Origin of the sequence: Bradyrhizobium rifense (genome assembly GCF_008123425.1) — a bacterium.
Classification (GTDB): domain Bacteria; phylum Pseudomonadota; class Alphaproteobacteria; order Rhizobiales; family Xanthobacteraceae; genus Bradyrhizobium; species Bradyrhizobium rifense.
This window is the reverse complement of record NZ_VSSS01000009.1, coordinates 16,213-31,113: the sequence shown is the minus strand read 5'-3', so window position 1 is coordinate 31,113 and position 14,901 is coordinate 16,213. Positions and strand designations below refer to the sequence as shown.

17 protein-coding genes are annotated in these 14,901 nt (G+C 63.2%); 3 read left to right on the top strand and 14 right to left on the bottom strand.

Annotated elements, in window-relative coordinates; all coding sequences use genetic code 11:
- Positions 1 to 6: 6 nt before the first annotated feature.
- The 6 genes from FXB40_RS04195 to FXB40_RS04170 form a co-directional block, all read right to left on the bottom strand.
- Complete coding sequence (locus FXB40_RS04195) at positions 7 to 567, bottom strand: hypothetical protein (protein ID WP_148770947.1); 561 nt, start codon at positions 565 to 567, stop codon at positions 7 to 9.
- Positions 568 to 611: 44 nt separating this feature from the next.
- Positions 612 to 1,265, bottom strand: a complete 654-nt coding sequence (locus FXB40_RS04190) for a tetratricopeptide repeat protein (protein WP_148770946.1) — start codon at positions 1,263 to 1,265, stop codon at positions 612 to 614.
- A 179-nt stretch (positions 1,266 to 1,444) separates the two neighbouring features.
- Positions 1,445 to 3,031: a class I adenylate-forming enzyme family protein gene (locus FXB40_RS04185; RefSeq protein ID WP_148770945.1), complete on the bottom strand. Its 1,587-nt coding sequence runs from the start codon at positions 3,029 to 3,031 to the stop codon at positions 1,445 to 1,447.
- 73 nt (positions 3,032 to 3,104) lie between these two features.
- A complete protein-coding gene (locus FXB40_RS04180; protein ID WP_148770944.1) occupies positions 3,105 to 3,689 on the bottom strand; it encodes an NnrU family protein in 585 nt (194 codons plus the stop codon).
- A 71-nt stretch (positions 3,690 to 3,760) separates the two neighbouring features.
- Positions 3,761 to 4,339 carry a hypothetical protein gene (locus tag FXB40_RS04175; RefSeq protein WP_148770943.1) on the bottom strand — a complete coding sequence of 193 codons (579 nt, stop codon included), beginning with the start codon at positions 4,337 to 4,339 and terminating at the stop codon, positions 3,761 to 3,763.
- 80 nt (positions 4,340 to 4,419) lie between these two features.
- The gene (locus FXB40_RS04170) at positions 4,420 to 6,039 is read right to left on the bottom strand and encodes a peptide chain release factor 3 (RefSeq protein ID WP_148770942.1); all 1,620 of its coding nucleotides are present in this window, start codon (positions 6,037 to 6,039) and stop codon (positions 4,420 to 4,422) included.
- Positions 6,040 to 6,214: 175 nt separating this feature from the next.
- Between FXB40_RS04170 and sugE the strand changes: the two genes are divergently transcribed.
- Positions 6,215 to 6,529 (top strand): quaternary ammonium compound efflux SMR transporter SugE, encoded by a 315-nt coding sequence (sugE, locus tag FXB40_RS04165; RefSeq protein ID WP_148770941.1) that lies wholly within the window; start codon positions 6,215 to 6,217, stop codon positions 6,527 to 6,529.
- Here sugE and FXB40_RS04160 read toward each other — a convergent pair.
- The 7 genes from FXB40_RS04160 to FXB40_RS04130 form a co-directional block, all read right to left on the bottom strand.
- Complete coding sequence (locus FXB40_RS04160; RefSeq protein WP_148770940.1) at positions 6,522 to 7,526, bottom strand: inorganic phosphate transporter; 1,005 nt, start codon at positions 7,524 to 7,526, stop codon at positions 6,522 to 6,524. The two genes, sugE and FXB40_RS04160, sit on opposite strands and share 8 nt — an antisense overlap.
- A 15-nt stretch (positions 7,527 to 7,541) precedes the next feature.
- The gene (locus tag FXB40_RS04155; protein ID WP_148770939.1) at positions 7,542 to 8,186 is read right to left on the bottom strand and encodes a DUF47 domain-containing protein; all 645 of its coding nucleotides are present in this window, start codon (positions 8,184 to 8,186) and stop codon (positions 7,542 to 7,544) included.
- Between the two features lie 156 nt (positions 8,187 to 8,342).
- A complete protein-coding gene (locus FXB40_RS04150) occupies positions 8,343 to 9,311 on the bottom strand; it encodes a branched-chain amino acid ABC transporter permease (protein WP_148770938.1) in 969 nt (322 codons plus the stop codon).
- Between the two features lies 1 nt (position 9,312).
- Positions 9,313 to 10,176: a branched-chain amino acid ABC transporter permease gene (locus tag FXB40_RS04145; protein WP_148770937.1), complete on the bottom strand. Its 864-nt coding sequence runs from the start codon at positions 10,174 to 10,176 to the stop codon at positions 9,313 to 9,315.
- A gap of 72 nt (positions 10,177 to 10,248) precedes the next feature.
- The gene (locus FXB40_RS04140) at positions 10,249 to 11,469 is read right to left on the bottom strand and encodes an ABC transporter substrate-binding protein (RefSeq protein ID WP_148770936.1); all 1,221 of its coding nucleotides are present in this window, start codon (positions 11,467 to 11,469) and stop codon (positions 10,249 to 10,251) included.
- Between the two features lie 59 nt (positions 11,470 to 11,528).
- Positions 11,529 to 12,275, bottom strand: a complete 747-nt coding sequence (locus FXB40_RS04135; RefSeq protein ID WP_148770935.1) for an ABC transporter ATP-binding protein — start codon at positions 12,273 to 12,275, stop codon at positions 11,529 to 11,531.
- Positions 12,268 to 13,023: an ABC transporter ATP-binding protein gene (locus tag FXB40_RS04130; protein ID WP_027535192.1), complete on the bottom strand. Its 756-nt coding sequence runs from the start codon at positions 13,021 to 13,023 to the stop codon at positions 12,268 to 12,270. Before FXB40_RS04130 ends, FXB40_RS04135 begins: the two co-directional genes overlap by 8 nt.
- Before the next feature lie 338 nt (positions 13,024 to 13,361).
- Here FXB40_RS04130 and FXB40_RS04125 point away from each other — a divergent pair, with 338 nt between their 5' ends.
- The gene (locus FXB40_RS04125; protein ID WP_187436656.1) at positions 13,362 to 14,012 is read left to right on the top strand and encodes a PAS domain-containing protein; all 651 of its coding nucleotides are present in this window, start codon (positions 13,362 to 13,364) and stop codon (positions 14,010 to 14,012) included.
- Here FXB40_RS04125 and FXB40_RS04120 read toward each other — a convergent pair.
- Complete coding sequence (locus tag FXB40_RS04120) at positions 14,009 to 14,374, bottom strand: ArsC family reductase (protein ID WP_148770934.1); 366 nt, start codon at positions 14,372 to 14,374, stop codon at positions 14,009 to 14,011. The two genes, FXB40_RS04125 and FXB40_RS04120, sit on opposite strands and share 4 nt — an antisense overlap.
- A 107-nt stretch (positions 14,375 to 14,481) precedes the next feature.
- Between FXB40_RS04120 and FXB40_RS04115 the strand changes: the two genes are divergently transcribed.
- Entirely contained in the window at positions 14,482 to 14,853 is a 372-nt protein-coding gene (locus tag FXB40_RS04115; protein WP_148770933.1) for a tRNA-binding protein, read from the top strand.
- Positions 14,854 to 14,901: the final 48 nt, after the last annotated feature.

Genomic DNA, 14,901 nt, shown 5'->3' with positions numbered 1-14,901 from the left:
AAAATATCAGCGCGAGAAACTGCCGCTGGGCATCGGCGCCGGGAAAGCCCCCTGCGTCTGCTGTTGCTGGGTGGTCTGCGCCGATTGCGCCGGCTGCTGCGCAGATTGATCCGGCGGCGGAGCGGTGGTGCGCTTGCGAACGATCTTCTGCTTGGGCGGCGGAGCTGCCTGTGCCGGCGCCGCCTCGGGCTGGGCTTCGCCGTCGACCTCACCGGCCGGCGCTTCAGCCGGTGCGGCTGCGGTCGCGGCCGGCTGCCTGGTCTTCTTGCCCTTGGCGGATTTCGACGATTTCGCCGGCTCAGCGGGCGGCGGCTCGGCCGGCAGTGCCGCGACGGCAGGCCCGTTCGGATCCTGTTGCTGCTGCGCGCCTTTGTACATGTCCTTCGGCACGCCCTGCTCCAGACCCGGCACGCCCTCGGGGAACACCGGCTTGCGATCGCCCGGCAGCTTCTTCTTGGTATCGAGGAAGTCGAGCAGATCGCTCGGATCGAAGCTGGAGCAGCCGCCCAGGACGCCCGTGAAGGCGATAAGGACGGCGGCAGCGATCAAGCGGGGCGTGCGGCGCATATCAGTATCTCGTCTCAGCTCACTTGGCTTAGCTTACTTGGCCGTCAGCTTTTGGCGACGGGCGGCAGCAGGGCCTGAAGCGCTTCGGCGCGCGAGCGCAGGCCCGGCGGCGTTTCGCCGTCCTCGGCGATCGCATCGACCCATTTGCGGGCCGCGGTCATGTCGTTGTTGCGCCAGGCCGACAGCGCCAGCATTTCGCGGGCGCTGTGGCGGAAGGTCGATTTGGGCTCGGCAGAGGTTTCCAGCCGCTGCCGGATATCGGCATAGCTCGCGCTGTCCACCAGAAGGCCGGCGGCGCGAATCTTGGCAAGATCCCTCCATTCGCTGCCGACGCCGCTGTCAGCGGCGATGTCGTCATACATCTTGGCTGCAGCCTTGGGATCGCGGGCCGATGCCTCCGCCGCGGCACGAAGCCGCGCCAGGGTGCGGTAGCCAGATGGAGCCTTGCCAGCGAGATCGGCAAAGGCCGTCTCGGCCTCCGCGTGCTTGCCCTGCTCCGACAGCTCAACGGCCTTCTCGAAGGTCGCGCCGGCCTCGGCTGCCTTCTTGGCCTCCAGATACTGGTAGCCGCGCCAGCCGCCCACGGCCGCCACGATCAGCACCATCAGGGCGATGAAGTAGAGCGAATATTTGTCCCACAGCTTCTTGAACTGTTCGCGACGTACTTCCTCGTCGACTTCGTCAAATAATTCAGACACTTATGCCAATCCCATGCCCGGCCGGGAGCGCGCGCCAGATCGTGCGCGTCTAAAACCCGTCCCCACGTGCGGCGGCGATAACCTATCGATATGGCGGAGGCAAGGCAAAGCAAGCCCGATCAAGGCGTTAACGCGCGGTCCGGGATAGCCCGGGGGCGAGGCGCGCCCCGCTCAGGTCCCTACCAGAGCTCCCGCAACTGCCGCTTCAGCACCTTGCCATTGGCGTTGCGCGGCAGCGGGTCGGCCGTGATCGTCATCGTCTCCGGCACCTTGTAATCGGACAAACGTTCGGCGCACCAGGCCCGCAGATCGTCGCTCCCGGCCTGCATGCGCGTCACCACCACGGCGTGGACGCGCTCACCGAGCACCGGGCAAGGTTTTGCGATAATCGCGCTCTCGACCACGGCGGGATGACCGGCGAGCACGGATTCGACCTCGGCGGAATAGATCTTCAGGCCGCCGCGGTTGATCATGTCCTTCTGCCGGTCGAACACGCGGACGAACCCTTGCGCATCGACCGAGCCGAGATCGCCGGAGTGCCAGAATCCGCTGGTGAAACTTTCGGCGGTGGCCTTCGGGTTGTTCCAGTAACCCTTGATGACGGAGGCGCTCTGAATCCAGAGCTCGCCGATCTCGCCATGCGGCAGCTCGCGCCCGTCCGCCCCCATCGCGATGATCCGCGCACCGGGACACGGCAGACCGACGCTGTCGATATGGCTCGCCGTCAGTTCGCCCGGCATGATGGTGGACGGCGACGTCGTCTCGGTCGAGCCGTAGCAGTTCGCAAGCTTCAGGCCCGGAATCGCCGCCTCGAGCTTCTCGATGGTCGCAACCGGCATCGGCGCGCCACCGAAGCCACCGATGCGCCAGCTCGAGAGATCATAGCTGTCGAAATCCGGCTGGAGCAGGCAGAGATTGTACATCGCAGGCACCATCACCGTGTAGGTGACGCGCTCGCGCGTGGCGAGCTTGAGATATTCCGCGGCCTTGAACTCCGGCATGATGATCAGCGCGCCGCCGCAGCGGATCATGGTCGTGATGTTGGCGACGACGCCGGTGACGTGGCCGAGCGGCACGGCTGCGATGGAGCGGTCGGCCGCCGTCAATTGCAGGCAGGACACGAACACCATCGAGGAATGCACGATGTTGCAATGGGCGAGCATCGCGCCCTTCGGCTTGCCTGTCGTGCCCGAGGTGTAGAGGATCATCGCGGTATCCTCCTCGCTGACTTCGACGGGTGTCGGGGCTGTTGGGTTGTCGGCAAGTACGGCGAAGCGTGACAGCTGCGCGTCATCATCGGTTGCGATGCGATGAACCACCTCGGGAACATCCCGCGCATCGGGCAACCGCTCGGCGAGCGCCGCTTCGTGGATCAGTATCCTGGCGCCGCAATCGGTGAGAACATAGGCGATCTCCGGCTTCTGCTGGCGCGTGCTGAGCGGCACGGTGACCAGCCCCTCATGTGCGGCGGCAAACAGCAGCAGCGGAAATTCGATGCGGTTACCGAGCAGGATGGCAACGCGGTCACCGCGTCGCAGCCCCAGCTTGCGAAAGCCCGATGCAATCCGCGCCGCCTGATCCATCGCCTGCCGCCAGCTCAGCCGGACATTGCCGCAGATCAGCGCTTCGCCGTCGCCGTTGCGCGCGGCGGCCTCCGCGATCATCGCCCACAAGCTCGAGGGCCGATCGGTGAAGGCCGGGACCACCCGATCGCCAAAACGCGCCTCGAACCGCATCGGCGGAATCTGAGATTGCGACCAGTCCATCGGAGGGCCCTCGGCTTGTTGCTTTTGTCACCTTCCGCGCATGCGTACGCGGGTGCTGTCTTGCGCTGATCGGCTAGCCGCCCATGACGGGAACACCGATCACGACAGGATGGAATGCAAACGCCAGCGCCAGATAAGCGACGATGCCGACCGCAATCGCAATCAGATCGTTGGTGACGCCGCCCACTGGAATCGGCGGGCCGCCGCTATCGGTGCGATGCTTGAGCGAAATGCGGTCATAGACCCCCCAGCCCAGAAACGAGCCGAACAGGATGATGGAGCCGAGATCGCCATTGGCGAGCAGATGCGCCGCCGCCCACAGCTTGATGCCGGCGAGCATCGGATGCTTCAGCGTCGCATAGATGCGCCCGCGCAAATATGACGCGACCACCAGGATGACGGCAGGCAGCATCAGCGCCACCGTGACGTGCTTCATCGCTTTCGGCGGGTACCAGACATCGATCCAGCCGGTCGCGCGATAATGGCTAAAGCCCCAGACGATCAGCGCCAGCCCCGCGAGTGAGACAACCGAATAGAGGATCTTGTAGGTCCCCTCGCCCAGCCGCGCGATCGCCTGCGCGCGTGCGTCCCGTTTCGTTGTGAAAACATGGGCGGCGAAAAACAGCACCAGCCCCAGGATCATGACCAGCAGACCCACGACATCCTCCCCTCAACCAGCGCCCCCGCCTATGGCGTATCATCGATTGGCCGCCGGTCGCAACTGATGCGCTACTTGCCAGTCTCGCGGTTATCGACGTAGCGGATCGCGATCGGACGCCCGGCCAGGGCACCGCCAAGGCCGTTGGTGAATTTCAGCGGGAGGCAGGCATTCAGTGAGGAATTGATCGCGTTCAGATAGGTCGTCCTTGTATCGGCCGGAACGCCTGCGGTGGAGTACGTCAGGCGCGGCGGGCCGATCAGGCCGCCGGTCTTGTTGAAGCTGAAGCGCACCGACATCTGCATCCCGTTTCGCGCATTGTCCGATGGCGGCGACCAGCAGGTTCGCAGCTCGGCGAAGAGGTCGCCGATCGTATCGAGATCGTGATCCGGCTTCTGGTATTTGGCGCGGTCGGCGTCTGACGGGACGCTCTCGATCGTGAGCTGGAGGTTCTCCCCGTAGGGATAGTCCATCTCGGGAATGCAAGGGCCATGCTCGAGCACGCTGCAAAAGGACGGCGTGCAGGGCCGGCCGTCGAGCACGCTGCACGGCTCGTGCGAAAACGGGATCGGATTGATCTGCCGACGCTGCGCGTCAGCGGCGACCATTGATATCGTTAGCAGGATCAGGACAAGGATGCCGCGCCACATCAGCAGAACGTGGCATCGCCAGAGATTCCGTCAAGCCCGCGAGCGTTCACATGCTCGCGCTCAAGCGGCCGGGCTGCGCCCTACCCCTTCTTCTTCACGTCCTTGACGTTGGTGAACTCGATGCCCTCGGCGCGTTCCCTGGTGTAGCCGAGATAGAACTCGTTCCGGGCGAGGTACACGGGATCGCCATCGACATCGTCGGCGATGCTCGAGGTGTTGGCGGCGAGGAAGCTATCGAGCTTCTTGCGATCCCCCGATGCGACCCAGCGCGCCAGTTGGAACTCGCTGACCTCGAACTCGACCGGCAGCGAATATTCCGCCTCGAGCCGCGCCTTGAGCACGTCGAGCTGCAGCGCACCGACCACGCCGACCAGCGCCGGTGCGCCGTCGCGCGGACGAAACACCTGCACGACGCCCTCTTCCGACATCTGCTGAAGCGCTTCCTTCAGCTTCTTCGCCTTCATCGCGTCGGTGAGACGGACCCGGCGGACGATTTCAGGCGCGAAGCTCGGCACGCCAACGAAGTTGAAATCCTCGCCCTCGGTCAAGGTATCGCCGATGCGTAGCGTGCCGTGATTGGGAATGCCGACGACGTCGCCGGCAAAGGCCTCGTCCGCGACCGAACGGTCCTGGGCAAAGAAGAATTGCGGGCTCGACAGCGGCATGCTCTTGCCGGTGCGCACCAGCTTCGCCTTCATGCCACGGCTGAGCTTGCCCGAGCAGAGCCGCGCAAACGCGATGCGGTCGCGATGGTTCGGATCCATGTTGGCCTGGATCTTGAACACGAAGGCGCTCATGCGCGGATCGGTGGCCTCGACCTTGCGCTGATCGCTGTCCTGGGCCCGCGGTTCGGGCGCGAACTTGCCGAGGCCTTCCAAGAGATCGCCGACGCCGAAATTGCGTAGCGCGCTGCCGAAATAGACCGGCGTCAGATGGCCCTCGCGAAACGCGTCAAGCTCGAATGGCTTTGAGGCCTCGGTGACGAGCTCGAGCTCGTCCTTTACCGCCGAGACGTCGAGATTGGCGTTGAGCTTGCCGAGCTCGGCGATCTCGATCTGCTGCGCCGCGCCCGTCTTGGCACCGCCGCCTTCGAGCAGACGCACGCCGCCATTGGCGACGTCATAGGTGCCGAGGAAGTCGCGGCCGCGGCCGACCGGCCAGGTCATTGGCGTGGTGTCGAGCGCCAGCGTCTTCTCGATCTCGTCGAGCAGCTCGAAAACGTCGCGGCTCTCTCGGTCCATCTTGTTGATGAACGTGATGATCGGGATGTCGCGCAGGCGGCACACCTCGAACAGCTTTCGGGTCCGCGCCTCGATGCCCTTGGCCGCGTCGATCACCATCACGGCGGAATCGACCGCCGTCAGCGTCCGATAGGTGTCTTCCGAAAAGTCTTCGTGGCCCGGCGTGTCCAGGAGGTTGAAGACGAGGCCTTCAAACTCGAAGGTCATGACCGAGGTCACCACCGAGATGCCGCGCTCGCGTTCGATCTTCATCCAGTCCGAGCGGGTGTTGCGCCGTTCGCCCTTGGCCTTGACCTGGCCGGCCAGATTGATGGCGCCGCCGAACAGCAGCAACTTCTCGGTCAGCGTGGTCTTGCCGGCGTCCGGGTGCGAAATGATCGCAAAAGTGCGCCGCCGCGACACTTCTGCGGCAAGCGGGGAACGGGCCGGCGATTCGGCTGTGGTGGCGATGTCGGACATTGCGGGAGCGTTTGGCAGGGAAAATGGGCCTGATCAAGCCTCATGTGGTGATTGCGGAGCCCTTCGGCCAGCCCCATATCGGCTTGGGTCAGACAGATCTTTGCGGGAGGACGACCTTCCTGCTCATCAGCATATCAGCCTGCGGGGACGACCCTGCCTTGAATGGAGGGGCGTCATGGCCTGGAGCATCCTGTTCGTCGCCGGTCTGCTGGAAGTCGGCTGGGCAATCGGCCTGAAATACACCGAAGGCTTTTCGAAGCTCGTTCCGTCCGTTTTGACGCTCGCGGCCATGGCGGGCAGTGTCATCCTGCTCGGCGTTGCCCTCAAATCGCTCCCGATTGGAACCGCCTACGCGGTGTGGACCGGTATCGGCGCGGTGGGCACCGCTGCACTCGGGATCATTCTGTTCGGCGAAACCGCCACCGCGCTCCGCCTCGCCAGCATCGGGCTGATTGTGGCCGGCATTGTCGGGCTGAAGCTCGTTACTTGAAGATCTGGACCGCCCACCAGCTCAGCGCCGCAACGATGGCCGAGGCCGGGATCGTGATCACCCAGGCATAGACGATCGAGCTCGCCACGTTCCAGCGCACCGCCGAAACGCGGCGGGCGGCACCGACGCCGACAATCGCGCCGGTGATGGTGTGGGTGGTCGAGACGGGAACGCCGAGGAAGGTGGCTATGAACAGGGTCGCAGCACCTCCGGTCTCGGCGCAAAAGCCCTGCATCGGCGTCAGCTTGGTGATGCGCAGGCCCATGGTGCGGACGATGCGCCAGCCGCCCATCAGCGTACCCAGCGCCATCGCAGCCTGGCAGGACAGCACCACCCAGAACGGCACGGTGAACTCGCCACCGAGATGACCCTGCGAATAGAGCAGCACGGCGATGATGCCCATGGTTTTCTGCGCATCATTGCCGCCGTGGCCGAGCGAATAGAGCGAGGCGGAGGCAAACTGCAGGATGCGGAAGGCGCGGTCGACCGCGAACGGCGTCGACCGCACCGAGAGCCAGGACACGATGGCGACCAGCATCATCGCGAGCAGGAAGCCGACCAGCGGCGACAGCACGATCGCCAAGACCGCCTTGGTCAGTCCGCTCCAGACCGCCGCCGATAGTCCGGCCTTGGCCATGCCGCCGCCGACAAGGCCGCCGATCAGTGCGTGCGAGGACGAGGACGGGATGCCGAGCGCCCAGGTCACGAGATTCCAGACGATGGCGCCGACAAGCGCCGCGAAGATCACCTGGGCATCAACGATCGCGGGATCGATGATGCCGGTGCCGATGGTCTGGGCAACGTGCAGACCGAACACCATGAAGGCGACGAAATTGAAGAACGCAGCCCAAAACACCGCGAATTGCGGCCGCAACACCCGGGTCGAGACGATGGTCGCGATCGAATTGGCAGCGTCGTGCAGGCCGTTCAGGAAATCGAACAGCAGCGCGACGGCGATCAATCCGACCAGGACGGGAAGACCCAACGCAGCATCCACGGCGCGTTCCCTGCCCTAAACCTGTTCAATAACGATGCTGTTGATCTCGTTCGCGACGTCGTCGAAGCGATCGGCCACCTTCTCGAGATGGTCGTAGATTTCGACGCCGACGATGAAGTCCATCACACTGCCGTCGCGGTGCTTGAGGAACAACTCCTTCAGCCCGATGTCATGGAGGTCGTCGACGCGGCCTTCGAGCTTGGTTAGCTCTTCCGTGATCGCCGTCAGCATCGCCACGTTCGGGCCAATCGACTGCATCAGCGGCAGCGCACGTCCGACCAGATTGGCGCATTCGATCAGCAGCGCACCGATCTCGCGCATTGGTGGCTCGAAGGTGCGGACCTCGAACAGCATCACGGCTTTGGCCGTCTGCTGCATCTGGTCGATGGCATCGTCCATCGAAGTGATGAGGTTCTTGATGTCGCCGCGGTCGAACGGCGTGATGAAGGTGCGGCGCACCGCCGTCAGCACCTCACGGGTGATGTTGTCGGCATCGTTCTCGAACTGGTTGACGCGCTGGCAATAAACCGGCGTCTCCTCGCCGCCCTTCAGCACGCCCTGGAGCGCGATCGCGCCCTGGATCACGGTCTGGGCGTGGCGGTCGAACAGGTCGAAGAACCGTTCTTCCTTCGGAAGGAAAGCGCGAAACCATCGCATCATGGGGATAGTCTACCGGTTGGACATGGCCCGGCCCGAACGGACCGTCACAAAACCGTCATAGACCATTTTCGATCCGCGCGCGTGTCACCTCACGCCCGCGGAGCCGGATCATCCACCGCTTTCGCGCACCAATAGAATTGATGCGATATCAATGATCTAGAGCGACCTTCGGAGGTAATGTGCGACTTCGCCGACCAAACCGCGGCGGAAGGTGAGCACGCAGATCACGAAGATCGAGCCCTGGATCACCGTCACCCACTGGCCGAAGCCGGCCAGATATTGCTGCATGGCGATGATGACGAAGGCGCCGACCACGGGACCGAAAATGGTGCCGAGACCGCCGACCAGCGTCATCAGCACGACTTCGCCCGACATCGACCAGTGCACGTCGGTGAGCGAGGCGTTCTGCGCCACGAACACTTTCAGCGCGCCGGCAAAGCCTGCCAGCGTCCCCGACAGGACAAATGCGAGGAACTTGTACTGGTCGGTCCGGTAGCCGAGCGAGATGGCGCGCGGCTCGTTCTCGCGGATCGACTTCAGGACCTCGCCGAACGGCGAGTTGATGATGCGATAGATCAGCAGGAAGCCCGCGAGGAAGCCGACCAGCACGACGTAGTAGAGCACGGTCGGCTTCGACAGATCGAGCACGCCGAACATGTGCCCCTGCGGAATGCCCTGGATGCCGTCCTCACCATGGGTGAACGGTGCCTGGAGATAGATGAAGTACAGCAGCTGCGACAGTGCCAGCGTGATCATCGAGAAATAGATGCCCTGGCGGCGGATCGAGATGTAGCCGGTGATGAGCGACAGCCCGAACGCCGCGACGATGCCGACGAGGATGCCGAGTTCAGGCGGCAGCGCCCACACTTTCAGCGCGTGCGCGCTGCAATAGCCGGCGGTGCCCATGAACATCGCATGGCCGAACGACAAAAGGCCGCCATAGCCGATCAGAAGATTGAAGGCGCAGGCGAGCAGCGCGAAGCAGAGCGCCTGCATGACGAAGAACGGGTAGATGCCGCTGAACGGCACCGAGGCCAGTAGCAGCGCCATCACTACGAAGACGATCATCTCGTCACGCATCGCGCGCGGGGTCATCGGCAGCGTGTCGTCCGTCAAGGCTGTCATATCAGGCTGCCCTTCCTGTCAATCCCGTTGGCTTCACCAAGAGCACCAGCACCATCAGCACGAAGACGACGGTGTTGGAGGCCTCGGGGTAGAAATATTTGGTCAGGCCCTCGATCACACCGAGCGCGAAGCCGGTGATGATGGAGCCCATGATCGATCCCATGCCGCCGATCACCACCACCGCGAACACCACGATGATGAGGTCGGCGCCCATCAGCGGCCGGACCTGGTTGATCGGCGCCGAGAGCACGCCGGCGAGCGCGGCCAGGCCGACGCCGAGACCATAGGTCAGCGTGATCATGCGCGGCACGTTGATGCCGAAGGCACGCACCAGCGTTGGATTTTCAGTGGCGGCGCGCAGATAAGCACCAAGCCGCGTCTTCTCGATCAGGAACCAAGTGGCGATGCACACCACCAGCGAGAAGATGACGACCCAGCCGCGATAGATCGGCAGGAACATGAAGCCGAGATTCACGCCGCCCTTGAGCTGGTCCGGAATGGAGTAAGGCAGGCCGGACGAGCCGAAATAGTTCTGGAATACGCCCTGCACGATCAGCGCGATGCCGAAGGTCAGCAGCAGGCCGTAGAGATGGTCGAGCCCGGTCAGCCATTGCAGCATGGTCCGCTCCAGGATCATGCCGAAGATGCCGACGATGATCGGCGCCAGCAGCAGCGCCCACCAGTAACTGATGCCGCCGAGGTTCAGCAGGAAATAAGCGACGAAGGCGCCCATCATGTAGAGCGCGCCATGGGCGAAATTGATGATGTTGAGCATGCCGAAGATGACGGCAAGCCCGAGACTGAGCAGCGCGTAGAACGAGCCGTTGATCAGTCCCACCAGTAGCTGTGCGTAGAGAGCCTGCATCGATCCAGCACCCAGTCCCTTCGGCGTTCCCAAAGTAGCGCCCGCCGGTGAGTTGCCGGCGGGCTGTTGGTCTTACTTCTTAAGCAGCGCGCACTTGCTCTCGGAGAGCGGCGTGAAGGCCTGATCGCCCGGCACCGTGCCGACAAGCTTGTAGAAGTCCCACGGTCCCTTGGACTCGGAGGGCTTCTTCACCTCGAACAGATAGGCGTTGTGGATGGTGCGGCCGTTGGGCTGGATCTCGCCCTTGCCGAACAGTTCGTCTTCCGTCGGCATCGACTTCATCTTTTCGACGACCTTGACGCCGTCATGCGGATTGCCGCCGAGCGCGTCCAGCGCCTTGAGATAGTGGCGCACGCCCGCATAGACACCCGCCTGCACCATGGTCGGCATCGCGCCGTTCTTCATCTTTTCCGAGAACCGCTTGGAGAACGCCCGGGTCTGGTCGTTCATGTCCCAGTAGAAGGTCTCGGTGAAGTTCAGGCCCTGCGCGGTTTCCAGACCGATCGCCTTGACGTCGGTGAGGAACAAGAGCAGCGCCGCGAGCTTCTGGCCGCCCTTGACGATGCCGAATTCGGCGGCCTGCTTGATCGTATTGGTGGTATCGCCGCCGGCATTGGCAAGGCCGATGATCTTGGCCTTGGAGGCCTGGGCCTGGAGCAGGAAGGACGAGAAGTCAGGCGTGTTGAGTGGATGCTTGACACCGCCGACGACCTTGCCGCCGTTGGCGGCGATGACGGCGGTGGTGTCGCGCTCCAGCGCCGCACCGAAGGCATAGTCCGCGGTCAGGAAGAACCAGGTGTCACCACCGGCCTTCACCAGCGCCTGGCCCGTGGTGTGGGCCAGCATGTAGGTGTCGTAAGTCCAGTGCACGGTATTGGGCGAGCACTGCGCGTTGGTGAGGTCGGAGGTCGCCGCACCCGAATTGATGTAGACGCCGTTCTTTTCCTTCACGACGTTGTTGACGGCGAGCGCCACGCCGGAATTCGGCACGTCGACGATGATGTCGACCTTGTCGACATCGAACCACTGCCGCGCGATCGCGGTGCCGATGTCCGGCTTGTTCTGATGATCGCCCGAGATGATGTCGATCTTCCAGCCCTTCGCGGCGAGGCCGGAATCTTCCACCGCCATCTGGGCTGCGAGCGTCGAGCCGGGCCCGCCGAGGTCGGCATAGAGACCGGACTGATCGGACAGCGCACCGATCTTGACCGCCTTGTCCTGCGCGAAGGCTGCGCCAGCGGCGGTAACGGCCAACGCCGTGCCGAGCAACAACGATGCAATCGACTTTTTCATGCTACTTCCCTCGTGAATCTTCTCGTGACCGTCCGACCCTTGTCAGACATTTGGCCGTACTAAACGCCGAGATAGGTGTGGAGCTTGTCCATGTTGGCGGCCAGCTCCGCATTGGAAAATCCGTCAATGATCTTGCCGTGCTCGACGACGTAATAGCGGTCGGCGACGGTCGATGCGAACCGGAAGTTCTGCTCGACCAGAAGGATCGTGAAACCTTCCTTCTTCAGCCGCGCAATGGTGTGACCGATCTGCTGAATGATAACAGGCGCAAGACCTTCGGTCGGCTCGTCCAGCATCAGGAAGCTGGCGCCGGTGCGCAGGATGCGCGCAATCGCGAGCATCTGCTGCTCGCCGCCCGACAGCTTGGTGCCCTGGCTGTTGAGCCGCTCCTTCAGGTTCGGAAACAGATCGAAGATCTGTTCGAGCGGCAATCCGCCCGGGCGCACCACCGGTGGCAGCAACAAGTTCTCCCGCACATCGAGACTGGAGAAGATTCCACGCTCCTCCGGGCAGAACGCGATGCCCATGCGCGCGATCTTGTCGGAGGTCGCGCGGATAATGTCCTGGTTGTTGAACTTGATCGAGCCGGCACGCTTGCCGATGATGCCCATGATCGACTTCAGCGTCGTCGTCTTGCCGGCGCCGTTGCGCCCGAGCAGCGTGACGACCTCGCCCGCGTTCACGTCGAAATTGATCCCGTGCAGGATGTGGGACTCGCCGTACCATGCTTCGAGGTTGCGCACCTGGAGGATGTTGCCGCCGGTTGCGGTCTTCGCCGAAGCCTCGGCCATTGCAGTCTCAGGCATGACCGGCTCCCAGGTAGGCTTCCTTGACGCGTTCGTCCTTGGTGAGTTCGCTGTAGTGACCCTGCGCAAGCACCTGCCCGCGCGTCAGCACGGTGATGATGTCGGAGAGATTGGCCACGACGCTCAAATTGTGCTCGACCATCAGGATGGTGTATTTCGCCGAGATGCGCTTGATCAGCGCCGCGATCTTGTCGATGTCTTCGTGGCCCATGCCGGCCATCGGCTCGTCCAGCAGCATCATCTCCGGATCGAGCGCGAGCGTGGTTGCGATCTCGAGCGCGCGCTTGCGTCCATAGGCCATCTCGACCGCAGGCGTGTTGGCGAACTCGCTGAGACCCACATCGTTCAACAATTCACGCGCGCGGTCGTTGAACTGATTCAGCACCGACTTGGAGCGCCAGAAATCAAAGGAGCTGCCGTGCTGGCGCTGAAGCGCGACACGGACATTCTCCAGCGCGGTCATATGCGGAAATACCGCCGATATCTGGAACGAACGCACCAGCCCCAGGCGCGCGACATCGGCCGGCGCCATCGCGGTGATGTCCTGTCCCTTGTACAGGATTTTTCCGGCAGACGGTTTGAGGAACTTGGTCAGAAGATTGAAGCACGTCGTCTTGCCAGCGCCGTTCGGGCCGATCAACGCGTGAATACTCCCACGGCGGACCTTGAGCGCAACGTCGCGGACGGCGAAGAAGCCCGCGAACTCCTTGGTCAAGCCTTCCGTTTCGAGAATGAACTCATCGGCCAAACAGATTTCCCCCTGCCCGCGCGACACGCGTGGCTGTCCTTGTTGCTTCGGCTTTCCGGAGGCCTTGGAGCCTTCCCGGAACGCCGCCTCCGGGCGCGGAATATGCCGGAGGTGACGGGGGTTAGGCAAGGCGGAAAGCTGAGCAGGTCAGGCCTCCGGCCGGGAGTCTTATGCTCCCTTAGTTGGAGGTTTTGTGATGTCGCCTGCCGGCCTTCCGGTTCGCAAGACACCGGTCATCAAGCCGTCGTTAACGGTCTTTGGTCCCGCGCGCCAGCCTTCATCAAAAAATTTACCGCTACGGCGATCATGTACGGGTTTCATCCGCCGGGAATATTGTTTTGGATTTCACCAGCGCCCCTCCCTCCGCCGTCAAGTCGATCAAGCAGCGTGACCTGCTCAACACGTGGCTGCGACTTTATGCGCGCCAGCAGACTGCGCCGGCGATCTGGGAGTATCAGCCCGCGCGGCTCGAGGAAGAGCTGTCCGATCTCATCTACTACACGGTGGACAATTCGACGCCGACGCCGCGCCTGACCATTCAGAGCGAGGGCACGCGGATCTCACGCGCCTACGGCCATACCGGCAAGGGAATTCTGCTGGAGGACTATGTCGGGCCGCGGCTCGCGCCCTACGTGATGCCGGTCTATCACGAATGCGTCGCGCGCGGGCTTCCGGTCTACAGCGTAGCCGACGTCGACGACATCTACGGCCGCATCGTTGCCTATGAACGGCTGCTGCTGCCTTTCCGGACCGACGACAAGGTCAGCCACGTCATCGCATCGCTCAAGACCTTCTGCGAGGACGGCGGCTTCGAGATCAAGAATCTGCTGCGCGGAAATGACGCGCTGCCGCGGCCGAAACTGCGCATGGTAATCAACCGCGATCTGTTTCACCGCGCGCCCGGACGTATCGCGGCCGCTGACGTCGTCGAATTCGCCGATCAGCCCGGCGGTCCGAGCGTCACCGCCGAGATCATCGAGCTGAACTAGCTTTTGCGCGATTTGGCGCCGACTTCCTTGTCGTAGATGTCCGGCTTGAAGCCCACCAGGAGCTTGCCGCCAACCTCCAGCACCGGCCGCTTGATCATCGATGGTTGCGCTAGCATCAGCGCGAGCGCCTTCTTCTCGGTCAGGCCTTCCTTGTCGGCATCCGGCAGCTTCTTGAAGGTGGCGCCGGCGCGATTGAGCAGCGTCTCCCAGCCGAGCTTGTCGCTCCATTGCATGAGCTTGTCCTTCTCGACGCCGGCAGCCTTGTAATCGTGGAACTCGTAGGTGACGCCATGGCTGTCGAGCCAGGTGCGCGCCTTCTTCATGGTGTCGCAGTTCTTGATGCCGTAGATGATGTTGGGCAAGACGGTCCTCGCGTATGCGTCGTGACGTGCTGTGGCGTTGTACGAAACTCCGCTTCGCGCGACAATATTGCCAACGACGCTTTCGACATCTTCCGAACGGACACACCATGCACGTCACCCACGATCCCACAGCAATCGCCTCGCCGACCATCGACTTCAACACGTTCCTCGCGGTCGATATCCGCGTCGGCACCATCGTCGATGCAAAACCGTTTCCCGAGGCGCGCAAGCCGGCCTGGCGGCTGTGGATCGACTTCGGCCCGGCCATCGGCGTGCGCAAGAGTTCGGCGCAGATCACCGAGAACCACCCGCTCGAGACGCTGGTCGGACAGCAGGTCGCGGCTGTCGTCAATTTCCCGCCGCGCCAGATCGGACCTGTCGTCTCGGAGGTGCTGACGCTCGGCTTTCCCGACACCGACGGCAAGGTCGTGCTGATGCAGCCAAGCAAGCCGGTGCCGAACGGCGGCCGGCTGTTCTAGCGGCAGGTATTGCCTTCGCCGGCCGGCCCCCTTCATCCTCCTGTTTCA

What these genes read in the sequence shown, in the direction of transcription:
- FXB40_RS04115 (WP_148770933.1), top strand. Translation starts at nt 14,482, where the DNA reads ATGCACGTCACCCACGATCCCACAGCAATCGCCTCGCCGACCATCGAC.
- sugE (WP_148770941.1), top strand. Translation starts at nt 6,215, where the DNA reads ATGGCCTGGAGCATCCTGTTCGTCGCCGGTCTGCTGGAAGTCGGCTGG.
- FXB40_RS04155 (WP_148770939.1), bottom strand. Translation starts at nt 8,186, where the DNA reads ATGATGCGATGGTTTCGCGCTTTCCTTCCGAAGGAAGAACGGTTCTTC.
- FXB40_RS04150 (WP_148770938.1), bottom strand. Translation starts at nt 9,311, where the DNA reads ATGACAGCCTTGACGGACGACACGCTGCCGATGACCCCGCGCGCGATG.
- FXB40_RS04185 (WP_148770945.1), bottom strand. Translation starts at nt 3,031, where the DNA reads ATGGACTGGTCGCAATCTCAGATTCCGCCGATGCGGTTCGAGGCGCGT.
- FXB40_RS04195 (WP_148770947.1), bottom strand. Translation starts at nt 567, where the DNA reads ATGCGCCGCACGCCCCGCTTGATCGCTGCCGCCGTCCTTATCGCCTTC.
- FXB40_RS04175 (WP_148770943.1), bottom strand. Translation starts at nt 4,339, where the DNA reads ATGTGGCGCGGCATCCTTGTCCTGATCCTGCTAACGATATCAATGGTC.
- FXB40_RS04170 (WP_148770942.1), bottom strand. Translation starts at nt 6,039, where the DNA reads ATGTCCGACATCGCCACCACAGCCGAATCGCCGGCCCGTTCCCCGCTT.
- FXB40_RS04135 (WP_148770935.1), bottom strand. Translation starts at nt 12,275, where the DNA reads ATGCCTGAGACTGCAATGGCCGAGGCTTCGGCGAAGACCGCAACCGGC.
- FXB40_RS04145 (WP_148770937.1), bottom strand. Translation starts at nt 10,176, where the DNA reads ATGCAGGCTCTCTACGCACAGCTACTGGTGGGACTGATCAACGGCTCG.
- FXB40_RS04140 (WP_148770936.1), bottom strand. Translation starts at nt 11,469, where the DNA reads ATGAAAAAGTCGATTGCATCGTTGTTGCTCGGCACGGCGTTGGCCGTT.